The following is an 18,879-nucleotide window of genomic DNA, read 5'->3' as shown; positions in this document are numbered from 1 at the left end:
CCCCGTGCACCAGCGTCACCTGAACATCTCGCGCGGCCTCGCCTGCTGCGCCGCCCTCGCCGCGCTCGCGCTCGCGTGCAGCGGCGGGCATGACGGCGCGAGCGCGCCGGGCAAGGTCCCCATCGATCCCAACCGCCCCGGCGACTCGCTCTTCGCCGAGGGGCTCGCGCTCTACGACGCCGCCAACGTCGCCGCGGCCGACGCGCGGGCCCTCGCCGCGACCGACCCCGCCGCGAGCGCGGCGAAGGCGGCGCTCGCGCTCCAGGACTACGCGGACGCGCGGGCGAGGTTCGACGCCCTGCCGGTGCAGTTCCCCACCTCGATCCGGCTCGACAACGCCGCCTACCTCGCCGGTCGCTGCAGCTACGAGCGCGGGGTCCTCGGCGGGGATCCGGCGGAGCTCCAGGACGCGGCGCTGCGCCTCGACGCGATGCAGACCGCCTTCGCCTCCTCGCCCTTCATCGACAACGCCGCCTACTTCGACGGCCGCGCCCGGTTCCAGCTCGGCGACTACGCCGCCGCGCGCCCGCAGTTCCAGCGCTCGCTCGCGGCCTCCCCGACGGGCACGTACGCCGACAACGCGCAGTACTACCTCGGCCGGTGCGACTTCGAGATGGGGCTCGCGCGCGCGAACGCCGGCGACGGGCTCGGCGCGGCCGCCCTGCTCGACCTCGCCGAGGCGGAGCTGACTGCGGTGCCGGCCACGAGCACCTACTACGACAACGCGCAGTACTACCTCGGGCGGAGCTACCTCGAGGAGCCGGTGAACGCAACCGCCACCGTCACCGGGCTCTCCGCCTCCGAGGCGGCGGCCCGCAAGGCCAACCTCGAGGCGGCGATCGCGGCATTCCAGCGGACCCTCGCGGTGCCGGCGACGACGTTCGCGGGCTCCGCGCAGTACTGGCTCGGCCGCGCCCGCTACGCGCACGCGTTCTACTACGCGAGCGCGGGCCTCGACCCGGCGGACCTCGCCGCGGCGGACGCCGCGTTCCGGGCCGTCCCGGCGACGAGCACCTACGCGGACAACGCGCTGCACTACCTCGCGCGCACCTACGTGAACTCCACCTGGCAGTTCTGCACCACCCCGCACGCGTCGGATCCCGCCCCGGCCTCGGCCTGCGCCGCCTACGCGAAGCTCTCCGCCGACTTCCCCTCGAGCCCCTACGTCTCCTCGACGGCGACCTACCTCGCCGGCGCGACCCCGCCGTGCGTCTGCCCGTGACAAGGAACCCCGCGATGATCCGCTCCCTCGCTCTCGCCTCCGCCCTCACCCTCCTCGCCGCCGCGCCCCCCGCCGGTGCCGCCGACGCCACGCCGCAGTGGACGCTCGACGCGCGCGCCGGCCTGTACGCGGGCGCCTTCGACGGCTACGGCGTCCGCCGCGACTCGGGCACGCTCCTCCTCGCCGAGGGTGCGCTCACGCCCGAGCTCCGGAGCGGCGCCTTCCAGCTCGACCTGCCCGTCCGCTTCGCCCACCGGCAGACCTTCGGCGCGACGCTGTCGGAGACCACCGGCTCGGTCGGCGTCGAGCCCGAGTACCGGGTGCTGAAGCGGCTCCGCCTGGGCGCCGAGGCGTCGGTCGGGGGCGCCTGGCGGCCGGGCTGGGAGGACCTCTACCAGCGCGACGCGCTCGGCGACATGCCGGGCACCGACCGCTACGGCTACTTCACGTGGCGCGCCGGCGTGAACCTCTACGCGACGCCGTTCGCGCACCAGCACCTGCGGCTCAAGTACCGCTACGTCTCGTACTCCTACGTCGAGGACCCCAACTTCGACCCGGCCGTGCCGATGCACCTGACGCCCCGCGACAACGGCCAGAACCAGCTCGAGGCCTCGTGGCGGATCCTGGGCGAGCGCTACGCCACGGCGTTCCGGATCGACTACGCCCACCGCCAGGACTTCACGCTCCTCGCGCGCGACGCCGGCACCGGCGCCACGAGCGGGAACCCGGAGCAGGAGCTCGACACGCTCGAGCCCTCCGTGGAGGTGGAGCTCTCGAAGCTCGGCGGCAAGGTCGACGTGTCGCTCCGCTACGGGTACGAGGTCCAGCGCGACGCCTGGCAGGGCTACTACTCCTACCAGGGGCAGCACCCTCGCCTCATCGTGAAGTCCCCGCTCACCGAGCGGCTCGCGGCCGAGCTCCGCGCCGAGGCGTGGCTGCGGGGCTACGGGCCGGACTCGAAGACCAACACGTCGGACGGGGCGCGGCTCCACGACAACCGCCTCGCGCTCGGCGGCGAGCTCCGCTACGCGCTCGCCGGCGGCCTCGCGCTGCGCGCGGAGGCCGAGTGGATCACGCGCGACACGAACTACCCGGACTACGTCCCCGGCGTCTATCCGGCCGGCCGCTACTACGACATCCGCTGGAGCTACGACAACGTGCGCGCCGTCGCCGGCCTCGAGTGGCGCATGCCGCGCGCCGGCCGCTGACGCCACCGGCCTCGCCGCTCCGTGTGCGCCACCGCGGTCCTCCCGGCCGCGGTGGCGCCCGGCGGGCGCGGCTCGATTAGGCTAGGCCCGTGTCCCGCCACGGCGTCCGCGTCTCCGATCCCTCCCGCTGGGTCTTCAACCGGCTCGCGGAGGACTACCGGCAGCGGCCGGGCTACCCCTCGCCGCTCGTCGCGCGGCTGCTCGCGCTGGCGGGCGGTCCGGGCGCGCGCGTCGCCGACCTCGGCGCCGGCACCGGCCAGCTCGCGCTCCCGCTCGCGGCGCTCGGCGCCGAGGTGCACGCGGTCGAGCCGGCGCGCGCCATGCTCGACGTCCTCGCGGCGGCGGGCGCGCCGCGCGTCACCGCCGTGCACGCCGCGGCCGAGGAGACCGGCCTCGCCGCGGCGGCGTTCGACCTCGTGGTCCTCGCGGACGCCCTGCAGTGGGTCGATCCCACGCGCGGCGCGCGCGAGGCCGCGCGGCTCCTCGCCCCGGCGGGCGTCCTCGCGGTGGTGACCCCGCGGCTCGCGGACACCCCGTTCCTCGCCGCGCTCACGGAGCGGATCGCCGCCGCGAACTTCAAGGCCCGGCCGGCGGCGCCGCCCGTCGGCCTCCTCTTCTCCGTCGCGGGGCTCGGCGCGCCCGAGACGGAGGGCTTCGACGACGAGGAGGAGCTCGGGCCGGAGCGGCTCGACGCCGTGCTTCGCTCGCTCTCCTACGTCGGCCCCGCGCTCGGCGAGGGCGCCCTCGCGGCGCTCCTCGCCGACGCCCGCGCGCTCGCGAGCGTCCACGGCGGCGCGGTGTGGCGCCGCGAGCTCACGCTCGCCTGGGCGCGCTGAAAGACCGGCCGCTCACCCGCCGAGCCGGGGGTGCTCCTCGCGCCAGCGCCGCACGGCGACGAGGCGCTCCTCGCGCTCGTCCGCGAGGTGGCGGCGCACGGCCACGTCGAGCCGGGGGTCGAGGTGGAGGTGGGCGCTCCAGGTCTCCGCCGGCTCGAAGCCACGCGCGACCTTGTGCTCCCCGCCCGCGCCGCCCTCGAAGACCCGGGTGCCGCGCCGGATGCACTCGTCGATGGAGTGGTACAGCGCCACGTTGAAGTGGAGGAACGGGTGCGACTCGACGCAGCCCCAGTAGCGCCCGTACAGCCGGTCGGGGCCGGCGACGTTGAACGCCATCCCGACGAGCTTCCCCTCGCGTCGCGCCTCCACCACCTCCACCGCGTCGGGGAGCCACGCGAGGGCGCGCTCGTAGAAGCCGAGGTTCACGAAGCGCATCCCCCACACCATCCGGTCCGTCGAGGCCCGGTGGAGCCGGTAGCACGCGCGCGCCCAGCCCTCCGGGTCGCGCGAGAGCTCGTCGCCGCGCACGGTGCGGATCGCGATCCCCTGGCGCTCCGGCGCGGCCCGCTCGCGGCGGAGCGCGTTCCGGCGCTTCGAGGGGAAGCGCGCGAGGAACTCCTCGGGCGAGGCGTAGCCCTCGTTCCGCCAGTGGTACTGGAAGTCCACGCGCAGCGCGAGCCCGACCTCCTCGAGCTCGCGCGCCTCCTCCGCGTCGGCGAAGAGCACGTGGAGCCCGTGCGCGCCCTCGTCCTGCGCGACCCGCCGTGCGCCCGCGAGGAGCGCGGCGGCGAGCGCGCGCCGGTCCTCGCCGCCGGCGACGAGGACGCGCCGGCCCGTGGCGGGCGTGAAGGGGACGGCGAGGACGAGCTTCGGGTAGTACGGGATCCCGGCGCGCTCGGCCGCCGCCGCCCACTCCCAGTCGCGCGAGAAGTCCCCGTCGGAGCCGCCTCTCAGATACGCCGGCGCGGCGGCGACGAGCGTCCCACCGCGGCGGAGGGCGAGGTGGCGCGGGCGCCAGCCGGTGCGCGGGGAGGCCGAGCCGCTCTCCTCGAGGGCCCGCAGGAACGCGTGGCGCACGAACGGGCTCGCCCGGGCCGGCTCGTGGGCGAAGAGGGCGTCCCACTCCTCGGCGGGGAGCTCCGAGATGGAGGCGTGCGCGGAGAGCGAGAGGGCGGTCACGGGCGGTTCTTATAGCCCTGCTCGCCCGGGATGCTCTCGAGGGCGGCGCGGCGCCTGCCGCGACGCGGCACGGCACGGCCGCCCGCTCGCCCTACACGGGACGCCCCGCGCACCTCGCGTCTCGGGCGGGCGCCCATTAGACCCTTCGCCCGAAGATGCGCCTCGCGACCTTACGTGACGGGAGCCGCGACGGGCGGCTCGTGGTGGTGCGCCGGGACGGCGCCGCGTTCGCCGACGCCTCCGGCGTCGCGCCGACCTTGCAGGCCGCGCTCGACGCCTGGGAGGCGCGCGAGCCCGCGCTGCGGGCCCTCGCCGCGTCGCTCGACGCCGATCGCGCCAGGGCGGAGCCCCTCGACCCTGCCCGGCTCCTCTCGCCCCTGCCGCGCGCGTTCGAGTGGGTGGACGGCTCGGCCTACCTGAACCACGTGCGCCTCGTCCGCAAGGCGCGCGGCGCGGAGCCGCCGCCCACCCTCGAGCAGGATCCCCTGGTCTACCAGGGCGGCTCGGGCGTGCTGCTCGGGCCGCGCGAGGACCTGCCCCTGCCCGATCCGGCCTGGGGCATGGACTTCGAGGCGGAGGTCTGCGTCGTGCTCGGCGACGTGCCGCGCGGCGTCGCGGCGGCCGACGCGGAGCGGTACGTCCGGCTCGTCTGCCTCGCGAACGACGTCACGCACCGGAACCTCGTCCCCCCCGAGCTCGCCAAGGGCTTCGGGTTCTTCCAGTCGAAGCCAGCGACGGCGTTCTCCCCGTTCGCCGTCACGCCCGACGAGCTCGGCGAGGCCTGGCGGGGCGGCCGGCTGCACCTGCGCATGACGGTGCGCTGGAACGGCGAGCGGGTCGGCGACGTCGAGACGGGGCCGGAGATGCACTTCTCCTTCCACGACCTCCTCCGGCACGTGGCGAGGACGCGCGCCTTCACGGCCGGCACGATCCTCGGCAGCGGCACGGTCTCGAACGCCGACCGCGCCCGCGGCTACTCGTGCATCGCCGAGCAGCGGGCCCGGGAGATGATCGACCACGGCGCGCCGCGGACGCGGTTCCTCGCGCCCGGGGACCGGATCGAGATCGAGGTGCGGGACCTGGCCGGCCGGAACGTCTTCGGCACCATCGACCAGCGGGTGGTGACGCCGTGATGCGGCTCTACTCCTACTGGCGCTCCTCGTCCGCCTGGCGCGTGCGCATCGGGCTCGCGCTGAAGGGGCTCCCTTACGAGTACGCCCCGGTGAACCTGCTCGCCCAGGAGCAGTTCGACCCGGTCTACCAGCAGCGGAGCCCGATGGCGCAGGTGCCGGTGCTGGAGGTCTCGGAGCACGGGTTCTCGGTGCGGCTCGCCCAGTCGATGGCGATCCTGGAGTGGCTCGACGAGCGCTACCCGCAGGCGCCGCTCCTGCCCCGCGACCTCGACGGGCGGGCGCGGGTCCGCGCCCTCGCCGAGCACGTGAACTCCGGTATCCAGCCCCTGCAGAACGCCATCGTGCTGCGCACCCTCCGCGAGAAGCTGCCCGGCTACGAGAAGGAGTGGGCGGCGCTCTGGATCCGCCGCGGCCTCGAGGCGCTCGAGCGCGCCCTGCAGGACGACGAGACGGGCCGCTTCTGCCACGGCGAGGCGCCCGGCCTCGCCGACTGCTACCTCGTGCCCCAGCTCTACAACGCGCGGCGGTTCTCGCTGGACGTCGCGCCCTACCCCACGCTCCTGCGGATCGAGGAGGCGTGCGCGGCGCTCGCGCCGTTCCAGGACGCCCACCCCGACCGCCAGCCCGACGCACCGCCGAAGGACCGGAGGACACCATGACCACGACTCTCGAGCCCCTGGGGATCGTCCGCATCGAGGCCCTGCACTACTACGTGCACGATCTCGAGCGGAGCCGGCGCTTCTACCTCGAGCGGCTGGACTTCGCGGAGACGGGCGCGTCCACGCCGGACCTCGATCGCGAGGGCCACCAGCGCTCCGCCGCGTTCGAGGCCGGCGACGTCCGGATCCTCTGCTCCCAGCCGCTCGGCGAGGGCGGCCGCGCGTGGCGCTACCTGCGCAAGCACCCGGACGGCGTCGGCGCGGTGATCTTCGAGGTGGAGGACGCGGCTCGCGCGTTCCGGCTCCTCGAGGAGCGCGGCGGCACGCCCGTCACCGACCTCCAGGTCCACGAGGACGAGGGCGGCACGCTCCGCACCTTCAACATCACGACCCCGCTCGGCGACACGACCTTCCGCTTCGTCGAGCGGCGCGGCTACCGAGGGCTCTACCCGGGCGTCGCCCGCCACGCGGCGCCGAGGGGGGGCGCGAACGCGTTCGGCTTCGGCTACATCGACCACCTCACCTCCAACTTCCAGACCATGAAGCCGGCGCTCCTCTGGATGGAGCACGTGCTCGGGATGGAGGAGTTCTGGGAGGTGCAGTTCCACACGAAGGACGCGGCGGAGGCGAAGCGCGCCGCGGTCCAGGCGCAGAAGGGCTCCGGGCTCCGCTCGGTCGTGATGAAGGACCTGCGCTCGGGGGTGAAGTTCGCGAACAACGAGCCGTGGCGCCCCGCCTTCAAGTCCTCGCAGATCAACGTGTTCAACGAGGACCACCGCGGCGACGGCATCCAGCACGCGGCGCTCACCGTGACGGACATCCTCTCCGCGGTGCGCGGCCTGCGCGCGCGGGGCGTCGAGTTCATGCCGACCCCCGCCTCCTACTACGAGGCGCTCCCGGCGCGCATCCAGCAGACCGGGATCGGGCGGATCGACGAGGAGGTGAAGACGCTGCAGGAGCTCGAGATCCTGGTGGACGGCGCGGGCCCGGGCTCGTACCTGCTCCAGATCTTCCTGCGCGAGGCGGCGGGGCTCTACCACGAGCCCGAGGCCGGCCCGTTCTTCTTCGAGATCATCCAGCGCAAGGGCGACCAGGGCTTCGGCGCGGGGAACTTCCGGGCGCTCTTCGAGTCCATCGAGCGCGAGCAGCAGCGCGAGGGGCGCGCGTAGCGCGGGCCGCCATGCTCGACCGGATGGTCCAGGGCGAGGTCCCGCGGAAGCACCACATCGCCTTCCGCGACGCCGGGGGCAGGCTCCTGCACGAGGAGGCGTTCACGCGCGCCGGGTTCGACGGCGCGTACACCCTCGCGTACCACCGGCACCGGCCGCACGCCACGCACGCCGCGGAGGTCCGCCACGGCTTCACCCTCCCGCAGGCCGCGCCGCCCCGCGCGCTCCTGAAGCGCCACTACCGCACGCAGGATCTCCCAGCCCCGTCCGGCCCGGCGGTGGACGCGCGCGTCCCGTTCCTCTTCAACGCCGACGTGGTGGCCGGCCTCGCGACCCCCTCCGCCGAGGACCCGGTCTACTTCTCGAACGGCGACGGCGACGACCTGTTCTTCGTGTTCGAGGGCGGCGGGCTCCTCCGCTCGCCGCTCGGCGACCTGCGCTTCGCGAAGGACGACTACGTCTACGTGCCGAAGGGCCTCCTCCACCGCTTCGTGCCGGATCCCGGCCCGCAGCGCTGGCTCTCGCTCGAGTTCCCGGGCGGCGTCCACCTGCCCTCGCAGTGGCGGAACGACACCGGGCAGCTCCGCATGGACGCCCCCTACTCGCACCGCGACTTCCGCCGCGTGGAGTGGAAGGGGCCGATGGACGAGGGGATCCGCGAGCTCCTCGTGAAGCGCGCGGGCGCGTTCCACGGCTTCCGCTTCGACGAGTCGCCGCTCGACGTGGTCGGGTGGGACGGCGCCGTCTACCCGTTCGCCTTCCCGATCCTGAACTTCCAGCCTCGCGCCGGGCTCGTGCACCTGCCGCCCACCTGGCACGGCACCTTCGCCGCCCGCGGCGCGCTCGTCTGCTCGTTCGTGCCGCGCGTGGTGGACTTCCACCCCGAGGCGGTCCCCTGCCCCTACCCGCACGCGTCGGTGGACGTGGACGAGCTCCTCTTCTACGTCCGCGGCGAGTTCACCTCGCGGCGCGGCGTGGGCCCGGGCTCGATCTCGCATCACCCGGCGGGCGTGATGCACGGCCCGCACCCCGGCGCCTACGAGGGCTCGATCGGCGCGCGCACCACGAGCGAGCTCGCCGTCATGCTCGACTGCTACCTCCCGCTCGCCGCGACCCCCGCGGCGCTCGGGGTCGAGGACGGGGGCTACCAGGAGAGCTTCGTCCGCTGACGGCCGCCTTGGCCCTCGGCCCCGTGGCCTTGGCGCGCGGCGCGGGCGCCGCCCTCGCGTGGGGGGCGGGCTCCGGCGCGGGCGCGGGCTCCTCCTCGCCGGCCTCCGCTCCCTCGCGGGCCTCGCCGGGCGCCGAGACCGGCGGCGCGCCGCGCGCGAGCTCGAGCAGCCGGTCCGTGGAGATGGGGATCTTGAGGCCGCGCCCGCCGTTCTCGAGGAACAGGCGCAGCCCGTACTCGTAGTGTCGCTTCACCGCGTTCAGGATCGACTCGTAGATCGGCTGGAGCTGCTCGGGCGTCGGCGCCGCGACCTCGAAGTCCTCGAAGCCGAACAGGCTCACGATGTAGCGGGTGTCGAGCTTCTTGAAGCGGACGCGCAGCAGGATCGAGTCGCGCGCCCGCGGCTCCTCGATCGCGAGGCGCAGGCCGACGTGCCAGAACGCGTCCGCGTCGAGGTGCATCGCGTCCTCGATCCGGTGGGTCGGCGCGGCGGGCACGTCGCCGGGGAGCGGCTCGTAGGTGACGAGCTCGCGGGGCCACCCGGCGTACTCGATGAGGCCGCGCGACAGCGTGGCGGCGAACAGCACGCACTCGGAGTGGTAGGCGGCGAACCGGGACCGGGCGTCCTCGAGCGTCTGGCAGAGCTGCTGGTATCGATTGCTCACGCGAACCTCCAGACCACAGTTCCTTTCACCTCGGCTCGCCTCCGGTGCCGCGAATGATGGGCCGTCTCGCGCGCCGGCCCCCGGTGCGGCGGGCCCTCGTGAGGGCGGCGGCACGGCGGGCGCCCGATCGCCCCTCTGGCAGCGCGGGGCCGGCGGGTATATTGACGGCTCCATGTCCACGAACCCCTCCCAGTGGGGCGGCCGGCCGGTCTGGGCCGAGGTCGACCTCGACGCGCTCGCTCACAACGTCCGCCTGCTCGCGGGCCGCGCGGCGCCTGCCCGGCTCTACGCCGTCGTGAAGGCCAACGCGTACGGCCACGGGGCGGTGGCGGTGGGGCGGGCGGCGCTCGCCGCCGGCGCCTCGGGGCTGTGCGTGGTCTGCGTGGACGAGGCGGAGGAGCTTCGCCGCGCCGGCGTGGACGCGCCCATCCTGGTCATCGGCTACACCCCCCCGAGCGACGCCGAGCGCGTCGTCGCCCTCGGGCTCCGCCCGACGGTGGGCGCGGCCGACGTCGCCGAGGCGCTCGCGGCCGCCGCGAAGCGGCGCGGCGCGGTGGTCCCGGTCCACCTCGAGCTCGAGTCGGGCCTGAACCGGCACGGGCTCCGGCCCGACGCGCTGGTCGCGCTCGCGAACCGGCTGCGCGAGATCCCCGAGCTCTCGGTCGAGGGCCTCTTCACCCACTTCGCCGCGGCGGAGGAGGGAGATCAGCGCTTCACGCGCCGGCAGTTCGAGATCCTGCGCGACGTCTCTTCACGCCTCCCCTTCGTCAAGGAGCGCCACTGCTCCGCCTCGGCGAGCGTCCTCCTCGATCACGAGATGGCGCTCGAGGTCGTGCGCACGGGCCTCTCGATGTACGGCTACCGGCCGGCGCCGTGGTGCGGCACCGACGCGGAGCTCGTGCCCGTGCTGTCGCTGCGGAGCCGGATCGCGCGCGTGCTCGAGATCGAGCGCGGCGCCACCGTCGGCTACGGCCGCACCTGGGCGGCGCCCCGCCCGTCGCGCGTCGCGCTCGTCATGTGCGGCTACGCGGACGGGTACCGTCGCGCCTTCGGCAACCGCGCCCACGTGCTCGTGCGCGGGCGCCGGGCGCCGGTGGTCGGCCGGGTCGCCATGGACATGTGCATGGTGGACGTGACCGCGGTGCCCGAGGTGCGCGCGGGAGACGTCGCGACGCTCCTCGGCCGCGACGGCGACGAGCGGGTGGACGCCGACGAGCTCGCGTCCCTGGTGGACACGATCTCCTGGGAGATCCTCGCCGGCCTCACCGCCCGCGTGCCGCGGCTCTACCTCCGCGGCGGCGCGGTCGAGGCGGTGTCCACGCTCGCCGAGCGGGAGCCGAGAGACGCGCGGTAGCCGATCGACGGCGGCCAGCCGTCGGCGGGGCGGGGGCGCAGCCCCCGTCAGATCAATGCAGCTCCCGCTCCGAGACCGACCGCATGGTCTCGGCCGCGCGGCGATCGTCCTCCTCCTCCACGATGTCGGAGAGGCTGATGACGCCGACCAGCCGGCCCTCCTCGTCCACGATCATCATCCGCGACTTGCGGTAGCGCGCCATGAGCTGCTCGGCGGCCTCGATGGGATCGCTGTCGCGGCAGGTGATGGTCTCGCGCGTCATCACCGCACCCGCCCGCGTCTCGCTCGCGCGGCGGTCCTCGCCGCAGACGCGGAGGGCGAGATCGCGGTCGGTGAGCACGCCCACCGGGTGACCGTCGCGATCGCAGATCGGCACGAAGCCGATGTTCACCTCGCGCATGCGGCGGGCGACGTCGATCACCGGGTCCGTCTCGCGGAACGTCTCGACCTCGCTCTTCATGACGTCCTGACACAGCATGGCGCACCTCCCGTCCGGCGGCGCCTCCGGCGCTTCCCCGTGCATAGAGCCCGCGGGCGCAGGCGGGGCACGCCCGCGTGGGGGGACCCCGTGCTGGCCCCGGACGGGCGTCCACACGCTCGCCCCTGTGCGCCCCGCGGCGCTCCTCCGCCCGGTATATTCCGCGCATGCCCGTGACCGTCGAGACCGGCACCACCCTCGCCTTCGACCGCTTCTGGCGCTGGCTCAAGCGCCACGCGAACTGCATCCTCCGCGCGGGCACGGCCGACGCCTACCTCTACGACCACGAGGACCTGCACTGGCACCTCGAGGAGGACGAGGACCGCACGCCGACCATCCAGGTCCTCCGCGGCAAGCAGCTCCTCGGCGAGATCCTCATCGAGTCGCGCGAGGTGATGTTCGTCCAGGCGATGCCCGATCCCGACGGGGATCAGGGGCAGTTCCTGTTCGAGCTGGTGGGCGGCTCCGGCGAGGAGCCGTACGCCGTCTACCACGTGGTGGTCGCGCACGGCTTCGACGAGGAGGCCCAGCACCGCCCGCAGCTCAAGCAGTGACGCCCGCCGCGCTCGTCTTCACGATCGGGTACGAGGGACGCTCGGTGCGGGCCCTCGCCACCCGGCTGCGCGAGGCGCAGGTGACGCGGGTCCTCGACGTGAGGCGCTCCGCCCGCTCGCCGAAGCCCGGCTTCTCGAAGGGCCCGCTCGAGCGCGCCCTCGTCGCCGCCGGGTTCGAGTACCGCCACCTGCCCGAGGCGGGGAACCCGTTCCACGCGGAGGCGGCCGCCGACCTCCCCGGCGTCCTCGCGCGCTACCGCGCGCACCTCGCGGAGCGCCCCGAGGCCGTGCGGGCGGTGCTCGACGCGGCGGCCGGAGCGCGGACGGCGCTCCTCTGCGCGGAGGCGAACCCCGCGCGCTGCCACCGCTCGGTGCTCGCGGAGGCGCTCGCCGCGGCGGAGCCGGGCGTGCGGGTCGTGCACCTCTGACCTCTGACCGCCGCCCGGCTGCGCGGGGCGGCGCCCCCCGGGCGAGCGCTCGCGCGCGCACGAACGAGCGCGGCTCACCGCCCACGCGCCGCGATCGTCCCCCATCCGGCGAGCGTCGCCCGCACGCGCTCGTAGCCTTCGAGCTCGCGCGGCACGACGAGGCCGCGGCCGTCGCGCGCGCGCACGGCGAGCCCGGCGGGGACGTCCTCGATCGCCGCCACCTCCGCGCGCAGGATCCGCACGGGCGGGAAGCCCACCACCGCGCGCCCGATGGCCTCCTCCTCGAGCGAAATCTCGAACGACGCCCACCGCGCGCGGAAGCGGCGCATCCGGCGCACGTACGAGAAGGCGGCGAGCACGAGCAGGAGCGCGAACGGGACCACGAGCGCGTCGAAGCCGCGGCCGGGATCGCGCAGCCCGGCGCCGTACGCGGCGAGCACGAGCGCGACCACCGCGACGAGCGTCGCGAGGAAGCGGCGGTTCATGCGACGCGCGGTGGCGCGCGACGCCTCCGGGCGCAGCCGGTAGCGGGACACGGTGCGGTGCTCCAGCTCCATGGGGCGCGCATGCTACGTCCCGCGCGCGCCGGACGCCACCCGGCTGCGCGCGGACGGAGCGGCGCCCGATCGGTCGGCGCCGCCCCCCGCGCGCGGGATCCCAGCCGGCAGGCGCGGCAGGCTGCCGCGCCACTTACGGTCCTTCCCGGCAGTTCCGCGGAACAGGAGGCGCCACATGCTGGGGAATCGTCACTTCACGGCCATGCTGCCGGTCACCGACATCACCCGGGCACGCCGGTTCTACGAGGAGAAGCTCGGGCTGCACGCGACCCGCACCCTGGAGAACGGAGACGTCGTGTTCGAGGGGGACGGCGGTGAGTTCGCGCTGTATCCGCGCGAGACCCCGCCGCAGTCCGACCACACCGCGATGAGCTGGGAGGTGCCGGACGTGCCCGCCGAGGTGAAGGACCTGCGGGCGCGCGGCGTGAGCTTCGAGGAGTACCCCGCCCTGAAGACCAAGGACGGCATCGCGGAGGTCGGGAAGGAGACCTGCGCCTGGTTCAAGGACCCGGACGGCAACATCCTCTGCATCCACCACCAGGCGTGAGCTCGATCCGAGGCGCTGCGCGCCCGGCCCGGGAAGGCCGCGCGGCGCCTCCCTCCCACCGCTAGGGCCTCCCGCGGGCGCGGCGCCATCGGCCCGCGCGTACCGGTGCGCAGCTGGGACGTCATCGTCGTCGGCGGAGGCCACAACGGCCTCGTCCTCGCGGCCTATCTCGCCCGCGCGGGCGAGCGCGTCCTCGTGCTCGAGGCGCGCGACCGCGTCGGGGGCGCGTGCACCACCGAGGAGACGTGGCCCGGGTTCAAGGTCTCCACCGCCGCGTACGTGGTGAGCCTCTTCCGCCCGGAGATCGTCCGCGACCTCGAGCTCGCGCGCCACGGCTACCGGGTGCTGCGCCGCGATCCCTCCTCGTTCACGCCGCTCCCCGACGGCCGCTCGCTGCTCCTCGGGCCGGACCTCGCCGGGAACCAGCGAGAGGTCGCGAGGTTCTCGGCGCGCGACGCGGCGCGGCTCCCTGCCTACGAGGCGCAGCTCGAGCGGATCGCCCGCGCCATCGAGCCGGCGCTCCTCGAGACGCCGCCCGATCCGTTCTCACGCCGCCCGCGCGAGCTCTTGCGCCTCGCGCGCATGGGCGCGCGCCTGTTGCGCCTCGGCAGGGAGGACGGCCCGGCGGCGATGGAGATCCTCGCCGGCGCGGCCCGCGACGTCCTCGACCGCTGGTTCGAGTCCGACGCGCTCAAGGCCACGCTCGCGACCGACGCCATCATCGGCGCCTGGGCCTCGCCCTCCACCCCGGGCACCGCCTACGTCCTCTTCCACCACGTGATGGGCGAGGTGGACGGCGCCCGGGGCGTCTGGGGCTACGTGCGCGGCGGCATGGGCGCGCTGTCCGAGGCCATCGCCGCCGCGGCGCGAGCGTCCGGCGCCGAGATCCGCACCGGCGCGCGCGTCGAGCGGATCCTCGTCCGGGAGGGCGCCGCCCGCGGGGTCGCGCTCGGGGACGGGACGGAGCTCCTCGCCCGCCGCGTCGCCTCGAACGCGGACGCGACCCGCACGCTCCTCGGCCTCGTCGGCGAGGCGCACCTCCCGCCCGCGGTGGCGGAGCGGGCGCGGCGCATCGACTACGCGAGCGGCTCCGTGAAGATCAACGTCGCGCTGTCGGCGCTGCCCCGCTTCAGCGCGCGGCCGGGGGGTGGCGGCGGCGAGCCGGGGCCGGAGCACCGCGGCACGATCCACGTCGCGCCTTCGATGGACTACCTCGAGCGCGCCTTCGACGACGCGCGCGCGGGGCTGCCCTCGCGCGCCCCGGTGCTCGAGTGCACCCTCCCCTCCGCGGTGGACGACACCGTGGCGCCCGCCGGCAAGCACCTCATGTCCATGTTCGTGCAGTACGCGCCCTACCGGCTCGCGAGCGGGGGCTGGGAGGAGGAGCGCGAGCGCTTCGCGGACCGCTGCTTCGCGGCGCTGGAGGAGTACGCGCCCGGGTTCACGGCGTCGGTCCTCGCGCGCGAGGTGCTCGCGCCGCCCGACCTCGAGCGCCGCTTCGGACTCACCGGCGGGAACATCTTCCAGGGGGCGATGACGCTCCCGCAGCTCTTCTCGATGCGGCCCTTGCCCGGCTTCGCCGACTACCGCACGCCGATCGCGAACCTGTATCTGTGCGGCGCGGCCACACACCCGGGCGGCGGGATCATGGGGGCCTGCGGCTACAACGCAGCGCGGGAGATGCTGCGCGACCGGCGCCGCGGGTGGCGGCGGAGCTGAGCGGTCAGGGCGCGCGCGCCGCGAGGTTGCGCCGGACGGCCGGCCTGGACGAGACGCGCTCGGCCCAGCGCGCGAGGCGCGGGAGGCCGAGCGCCGCCGGGGAGAGCTCCGGGCGGCGCAGCGCAAAGGGCGCGAGCGCGATGTCGGCGAGGCCGAAGGCGCCGAGCAGGTACCCATCCTGCGGCGTCTCGCGCTCGACGAGCTCCAGCGCGGCCCGGGCCGCCCGCTCGGCCTCGGGCCTCGCCTCCGGTCCACCCTTCGCGAGCTTCCCGATCGCCGCCGCGAGCGGAGCGACTCGATCGAAGAGGAGCCGCGTCCGCGCCCGGCCGAGCGCGTCGCGCGGGAGGAGCGGGACCTCGCCGCCGTGGCGCTCCTCGAGGTACTGCGCGATGACGAGCGAGTCGGGGATCACCGCGTCGCCGTCCACCAGGATCGGCACCCCGCCGAGCGGCGGGTTCATCGCGAACACCTCGGTAGGCTTCCTCGCGAGATCCATCTCGCGCGACTCCCACGCGAGCCCCATCTCGTCGAGCTGGATGCGAGTGCGCTGGCAGTAGGGGCAGGCCCACGCGTGCCACAGGGTGAGCATGTCGTCTCCGTCCTCCGTTCCGAGAATCTAGCGGGCGACGGCGCATCCCGCCGCCGCCCGCCGCGCGGAGCTGCGGACGCCTCGCGGGCCGGGCTCCGGGACGGAGCTTCACGCGGGCGGCGGCGGCAGCCCGCGCGCGCTGCGGACGTGCAGCTCGTCGATCTCGAGCCGGCCGATCCGCGCGTGGCTCACGGCGAGCTTGCGGATCGCGAGCGCGCCGACGGCGACGCTCCCGACCGCGAGCGCGCCGAGGGCGGCGGCGCCGACCGCGATCGCGAAGGTCGTCTTCGCGAGGCGAGCGGATGAAGACCTCGCCCGGAAGAGCGCACGCCCCTGAGACCTCCTCGCACGCTTGCCCCCCGCTCGTTCCGCCATGCCGTCCTCCGACCGTCGTGATCGCAGCATGGGCCTCGCGCCCGGGGCCGGCTCGGCTGGCCGGCCGGGTGCGCGGCGCGGCGCCGCGCTTCACGCAGCGACGAGCCGCGTAGACTCTACCGAGGACCCCACAACCCGGGGCGGTAGCCGGAGTCACAGGAGGATGCCATGCGGGGGATCGCGCTCGATCGCGCCCGCGAGTTCCTGGCCCAGAAGCGCATCGCCGTGGTCGGGATCTCGCGCGACGAGAAGGACTTCAGCCGGCAGGTGCTGCGCGCGCTCGTGAAGGCGGGCTACGAGGTCGTGCCGGTGAACCCCGCCCTCGACGTGGCCGAGGGAAAGGCCTGCTTCCCCCACGTCCAGGACGTGAAGCCGCCGGTGAACGCGGCGCTCCTCCTCACCCCGCCCACCCAGACCGAGGAGGTCGTGCGCGACTGCGCCCGCGCGGGCGTGCGCTACGTCTGGATGCACCGGGGGATGGGCGTCGGCGCCGCGAGCGCGGAGGCGGTCCGCTACTGCGACGCGCACGGGATCTCGGTCGTGACCGATCTCTGTCCGTTCATGGTGCTCCCGGAGACCGGGTTCCCGCACGCCCTGCACGCGTGGGCTCGCACGCGGTTCGGGAAGGCGCGCCTCGAGCACGCCTGACCCCGTCACGGACCGCGGTCGCCGCCGGCCGCCGCCTGCGCCGCGGCGCGCCGGGCGCGGGCGAGCCCCTCGGCGCGCCGGCGGATCCCGAGGAGCTGCGCCCGGACCATCATGAGCTCCTGCGGCTCGATCATCGCGACGAGCGCGGTGCTGCGGAGACCCGGCGGCGCCGCGCCGCGGACGCGCAGCACGAGCCGGGTGGTCTCCGCGTCGACGGGGTAGATCCCCCACGCCTGCGTGACGAGCGCCTCGCCGTGCTCGATGCGCAGGACGAGCGAGCGCTCCCGCTCGACGGCGTGCACGGGCCACCCGGGCGTGCCGCCGATGGGCACGACGTCGCCGGGCTTCAGGTCCTGCCACTCCGGGTGCACCCGCTCCTCGCTGGGCGCGTCCAGGACGCCGAGCGCGCGATCGAGCAGGTCGAGGCTGTAGAGGCCGCCGCGCCCGTTGCCCATCTGCGCGAGCCACGGCCAGATCTCCTCCGGCCGCGCGCGGACGGTGATGGCGCGCGTGGACCGGTAGCGCGGCCTCGAGACGAGCTCGTCGCCCGGCATCGGGCGGGCGATCTCCTCGTCGGTCGCGCCCCAGCGGCGGAGCCAGGGGCGGACGAACGCCGCCCAGCCCGCCACGGCCGCGGCCGGCAGCGCCACGAAGAGCCCGGCCCGCTTCAGCGTCGTTCGTGCGTCCATGTCCCCCCGGTATCGCGCTCTCGCGCGCCCCGCTCGCCCCGGGCGCGACCGCGGCGATCCCGGCAGCCGCTCGCCCACCCGCCCCCACCCCGAGCGATCGCGCGTTGCCCCGGCTTCCGCGGCCGGGTATACCATTCGCGGCCGTTTCGTTCGTACCGCGCCCGAAGCCTGTCCGCCGGGAGATCCCGGCCCGCGCGGTCCTCCCGTTCAGCCGGCCTCACTTCAAGACGCGCGCCGCGAATCGCCGCGCGCCTCCCACGAGGAGCACCCTCTGTCGACGTCGAAGTCCTTCGCTGATCTGAAGCTGTCGCGCGAGGCGCTCACCGCGCTCGCGCACGCCGGGTTCGAGCACCCGACCCCCATCCAGGCCGAGGCCATCCCGCCGGCGCTCGCCGGCCGGGACGTCATCGGCACGGCCGCCACCGGCACCGGCAAGACCGCCGCCTTCCTCCTCCCCATCATCGAGCGGCTCGCCGGCAAGCCGGCCGGGACGCGGGCGCTCGTGCTCGCGCCCACCCGCGAGCTCGCCGTGCAGATCGGCGAGGAGCTCGAGCGCTTCGGCCGGGGCCGCCGCGTGCGCGGCGCGGTGATCATCGGCGGCGTGGGCATGGGCGCCCAGGCCGAGGCGTTCCGGGAGCGGCGCGAGATCGTCATCGCGACGCCCGGGCGGCTCGTCGACCATCTCGAGCAGGGCAACGCCAAGCTCGACGCGATCGAGGTGCTCGTCCTCGACGAGGCCGACCGGATGCTCGACATGGGCTTCAAGCCCCAGCTCGACCGGATCCTGCGGCGGCTCCCGAAGCAGCGCCAGACGCTGCTCTTCTCCGCGACCACGGCGGGCGAGGTGGCCGACTTCGCGCGCGCGCACCTCAAGGATCCGGTCCACGTCGAGGTGGCGCGCAGCGGCACCACCGCGGCGCGCGCCGAGCAGCAGGTGTTCCTCGCGGGGCAGCACGAGAAGCTCCCGCTCCTCCTCACGCTGCTCGAGCGCGACGGCGACTCGACGCTCGTGTTCACCCGCACGAAGCGGCGCGCCGACAAGATCTGGAAGCACATCGGGCGCGCCGGCCACAAGGTCGCGCGCATCCACGCCGACCGCTCGCAGGCGCAGCGGCGGATGGCGCTCGACGGCTTCAAGGACGGGACCTACCGCGTGCTCGTCGCGACCGACATCGCCGCGCGCGGCATCGACGTGGCCGAGATCGGCCACGTCGTGAACTTCGACCTGCCGCACGTGCCCGAGGACTACGTGCACCGCATCGGCCGCACCGCGCGAGCGGCCGCGAGCGGCAGGGCCTCGAGCTTCTCCGCCCCGGAGGAGCGCGATCTCCTCCACGCGATCGAGCGGCTCACGCGCGCGGTGCTCCCGCGCGCCGAGGTGCCGCGCGACGCGGAGATCTTCCAGGTCGAGCTCGCCCGCGCCGCGTCCGCCCAGAAGGACCCGGGCCCCGCGCAGCCGCGCCACCGCCCGCAGCAGGCGAAGCCCGCCCGCGCCCGCGTGCGCGGTGACGGCCGCGCGCAGCGGTCGGGCGCCTCCCGGTCGCAGCACGGAGGCGGCGCGAGCGCGACCGACGCGGGCTCCGGCTCCGGCGGGAAGTCGCGCCTCGTGGGGTCGTGGAGCGTCGGGCGCAGCGGCCAGAAGCGGCGCCGCTGAGCGACGGCTCGCGAGGATCTGCCGCCTGGCGAACGGGTTCCCCGGCGC

The 18,879-nt window shown here is 75.2% G+C and carries 21 protein-coding genes; 14 read left to right on the top strand and 7 right to left on the bottom strand.

Translation table 11 applies throughout. From position 1 onward, the window contains the following. The first annotated feature begins 4 nt into the window (after positions 1-4). The 3 genes from MNZ29_RS10145 to MNZ29_RS10135 all read left to right on the top strand — a co-directional run bounded on the left by MNZ29_RS10145 (position 5) and on the right by MNZ29_RS10135 (position 3,266). On the top strand, positions 5-1,222 hold the full coding sequence (locus tag MNZ29_RS10145; protein WP_242355065.1) for a tol-pal system YbgF family protein: 1,218 nt from the start codon (positions 5-7) through the stop codon (positions 1,220-1,222). Positions 1,223-1,236: 14 nt separating this feature from the next. Beyond that, positions 1,237-2,430: a hypothetical protein gene (locus MNZ29_RS10140; protein ID WP_242355063.1), complete on the top strand. Its 1,194-nt coding sequence runs from the start codon at positions 1,237-1,239 to the stop codon at positions 2,428-2,430. Positions 2,431-2,519: 89 nt separating this feature from the next. Continuing rightward, positions 2,520-3,266 (top strand): class I SAM-dependent methyltransferase, encoded by a 747-nt coding sequence (locus MNZ29_RS10135; RefSeq protein WP_242355061.1) that lies wholly within the window; start codon positions 2,520-2,522, stop codon positions 3,264-3,266. Positions 3,267-3,278: 12 nt separating this feature from the next. On the opposite strand, the gene MNZ29_RS10130 is transcribed toward MNZ29_RS10135, so the two are convergent. Next, the gene (locus MNZ29_RS10130; protein ID WP_242340231.1) at positions 3,279-4,445 is read right to left on the bottom strand and encodes a GNAT family N-acetyltransferase; all 1,167 of its coding nucleotides are present in this window, start codon (positions 4,443-4,445) and stop codon (positions 3,279-3,281) included. 155 nt (positions 4,446-4,600) lie between these two features. Here MNZ29_RS10130 and MNZ29_RS10125 point away from each other — a divergent pair, with 155 nt between their 5' ends. From MNZ29_RS10125 to MNZ29_RS10110, 4 genes are read left to right on the top strand one after another with little or no spacing between them, the layout of a single operon-like run. Then, a complete protein-coding gene (locus MNZ29_RS10125; RefSeq protein WP_242355059.1) occupies positions 4,601-5,578 on the top strand; it encodes a fumarylacetoacetate hydrolase family protein in 978 nt (325 codons plus the stop codon). Next, positions 5,578-6,237, top strand: a complete 660-nt coding sequence (gene maiA, locus MNZ29_RS10120) for a maleylacetoacetate isomerase (protein ID WP_242355057.1) — start codon at positions 5,578-5,580, stop codon at positions 6,235-6,237. The genes MNZ29_RS10125 and maiA overlap by 1 nt, the downstream gene beginning before the upstream one ends. Next, the gene (locus MNZ29_RS10115; protein WP_242340228.1) at positions 6,234-7,406 is read left to right on the top strand and encodes a 4-hydroxyphenylpyruvate dioxygenase family protein; all 1,173 of its coding nucleotides are present in this window, start codon (positions 6,234-6,236) and stop codon (positions 7,404-7,406) included. The genes maiA and MNZ29_RS10115 overlap by 4 nt, the downstream gene beginning before the upstream one ends. Before the next feature lie 11 nt (positions 7,407-7,417). Further along, entirely contained in the window at positions 7,418-8,575 is a 1,158-nt protein-coding gene (locus MNZ29_RS10110; protein ID WP_242355055.1) for a homogentisate 1,2-dioxygenase, read from the top strand. Here MNZ29_RS10110 and MNZ29_RS10105 read toward each other — a convergent pair. Beyond that, on the bottom strand, positions 8,487-9,239 hold the full coding sequence (locus tag MNZ29_RS10105; RefSeq protein WP_242355053.1) for a hypothetical protein: 753 nt from the start codon (positions 9,237-9,239) through the stop codon (positions 8,487-8,489). The two genes, MNZ29_RS10110 and MNZ29_RS10105, sit on opposite strands and share 89 nt — an antisense overlap. Before the next feature lie 172 nt (positions 9,240-9,411). Between MNZ29_RS10105 and alr the strand changes: the two genes are divergently transcribed. Beyond that, entirely contained in the window at positions 9,412-10,593 is a 1,182-nt protein-coding gene (alr, locus tag MNZ29_RS10100; protein WP_242340225.1) for an alanine racemase, read from the top strand. Between the two features lie 52 nt (positions 10,594-10,645). Here alr and MNZ29_RS10095 read toward each other — a convergent pair whose 3' ends face one another. Beyond that, positions 10,646-11,071 carry a CBS domain-containing protein gene (locus MNZ29_RS10095; RefSeq protein ID WP_242340224.1) on the bottom strand — a complete coding sequence of 142 codons (426 nt, stop codon included), beginning with the start codon at positions 11,069-11,071 and terminating at the stop codon, positions 10,646-10,648. A gap of 167 nt (positions 11,072-11,238) precedes the next feature. On the opposite strand from MNZ29_RS10095, the gene MNZ29_RS10090 reads away from it, so the two are divergent. Then, the gene (locus MNZ29_RS10090; RefSeq protein WP_242340223.1) at positions 11,239-11,625 is read left to right on the top strand and encodes a hypothetical protein; all 387 of its coding nucleotides are present in this window, start codon (positions 11,239-11,241) and stop codon (positions 11,623-11,625) included. Next, positions 11,622-12,053, top strand: a complete 432-nt coding sequence (locus MNZ29_RS10085) for a DUF488 family protein (protein ID WP_242340222.1) — start codon at positions 11,622-11,624, stop codon at positions 12,051-12,053. The genes MNZ29_RS10090 and MNZ29_RS10085 overlap by 4 nt, the downstream gene beginning before the upstream one ends. Positions 12,054-12,127: 74 nt before the next feature. Here MNZ29_RS10085 and MNZ29_RS10080 read toward each other — a convergent pair whose 3' ends face one another. Beyond that, positions 12,128-12,610 (bottom strand): hypothetical protein, encoded by a 483-nt coding sequence (locus tag MNZ29_RS10080; RefSeq protein ID WP_242355051.1) that lies wholly within the window; start codon positions 12,608-12,610, stop codon positions 12,128-12,130. 175 nt (positions 12,611-12,785) lie between these two features. On the opposite strand from MNZ29_RS10080, the gene MNZ29_RS10075 reads away from it, so the two are divergent. Both MNZ29_RS10075 and MNZ29_RS10070 read left to right on the top strand, forming a co-directional pair. After that, positions 12,786-13,157 carry a VOC family protein gene (locus tag MNZ29_RS10075; RefSeq protein WP_242340220.1) on the top strand — a complete coding sequence of 124 codons (372 nt, stop codon included), beginning with the start codon at positions 12,786-12,788 and terminating at the stop codon, positions 13,155-13,157. A 105-nt stretch (positions 13,158-13,262) separates the two neighbouring features. Then, positions 13,263-14,876 carry an NAD(P)/FAD-dependent oxidoreductase gene (locus MNZ29_RS10070; protein ID WP_242340219.1) on the top strand — a complete coding sequence of 538 codons (1,614 nt, stop codon included), beginning with the start codon at positions 13,263-13,265 and terminating at the stop codon, positions 14,874-14,876. 4 nt (positions 14,877-14,880) lie between these two features. Here MNZ29_RS10070 and MNZ29_RS10065 read toward each other — a convergent pair whose 3' ends face one another. Next, positions 14,881-15,465 (bottom strand): glutathione S-transferase family protein, encoded by a 585-nt coding sequence (locus MNZ29_RS10065; RefSeq protein ID WP_242340218.1) that lies wholly within the window; start codon positions 15,463-15,465, stop codon positions 14,881-14,883. 108 nt (positions 15,466-15,573) lie between these two features. Further along, positions 15,574-15,840 carry a hypothetical protein gene (locus tag MNZ29_RS10060; RefSeq protein WP_242340217.1) on the bottom strand — a complete coding sequence of 89 codons (267 nt, stop codon included), beginning with the start codon at positions 15,838-15,840 and terminating at the stop codon, positions 15,574-15,576. 168 nt (positions 15,841-16,008) lie between these two features. Here MNZ29_RS10060 and MNZ29_RS10055 point away from each other — a divergent pair, with 168 nt between their 5' ends. Further along, positions 16,009-16,488 (top strand): CoA-binding protein, encoded by a 480-nt coding sequence (locus MNZ29_RS10055; protein ID WP_242340216.1) that lies wholly within the window; start codon positions 16,009-16,011, stop codon positions 16,486-16,488. 5 nt (positions 16,489-16,493) lie between these two features. Here the strand turns inward: MNZ29_RS10055 and MNZ29_RS10050 are convergent, their stop codons facing one another. After that, complete coding sequence (locus MNZ29_RS10050) at positions 16,494-17,177, bottom strand: hypothetical protein (RefSeq protein WP_242340215.1); 684 nt, start codon at positions 17,175-17,177, stop codon at positions 16,494-16,496. Between MNZ29_RS10050 and MNZ29_RS10045 the strand changes: the two genes are divergently transcribed. Next, positions 17,176-18,831 carry a DEAD/DEAH box helicase gene (locus MNZ29_RS10045; RefSeq protein ID WP_242340214.1) on the top strand — a complete coding sequence of 552 codons (1,656 nt, stop codon included), beginning with the start codon at positions 17,176-17,178 and terminating at the stop codon, positions 18,829-18,831. The two genes, MNZ29_RS10050 and MNZ29_RS10045, sit on opposite strands and share 2 nt — an antisense overlap. Positions 18,832-18,879 lie beyond the last annotated feature (48 nt).

Source organism: Anaeromyxobacter sp. SG64 (assembly GCF_022690745.1).
GTDB lineage: Bacteria > Myxococcota > Myxococcia > Myxococcales > Anaeromyxobacteraceae > Anaeromyxobacter > Anaeromyxobacter soli.
The sequence above is the reverse complement of the archived record's forward strand: the minus strand, read 5'-3'. Positions and strand labels throughout refer to the sequence as shown.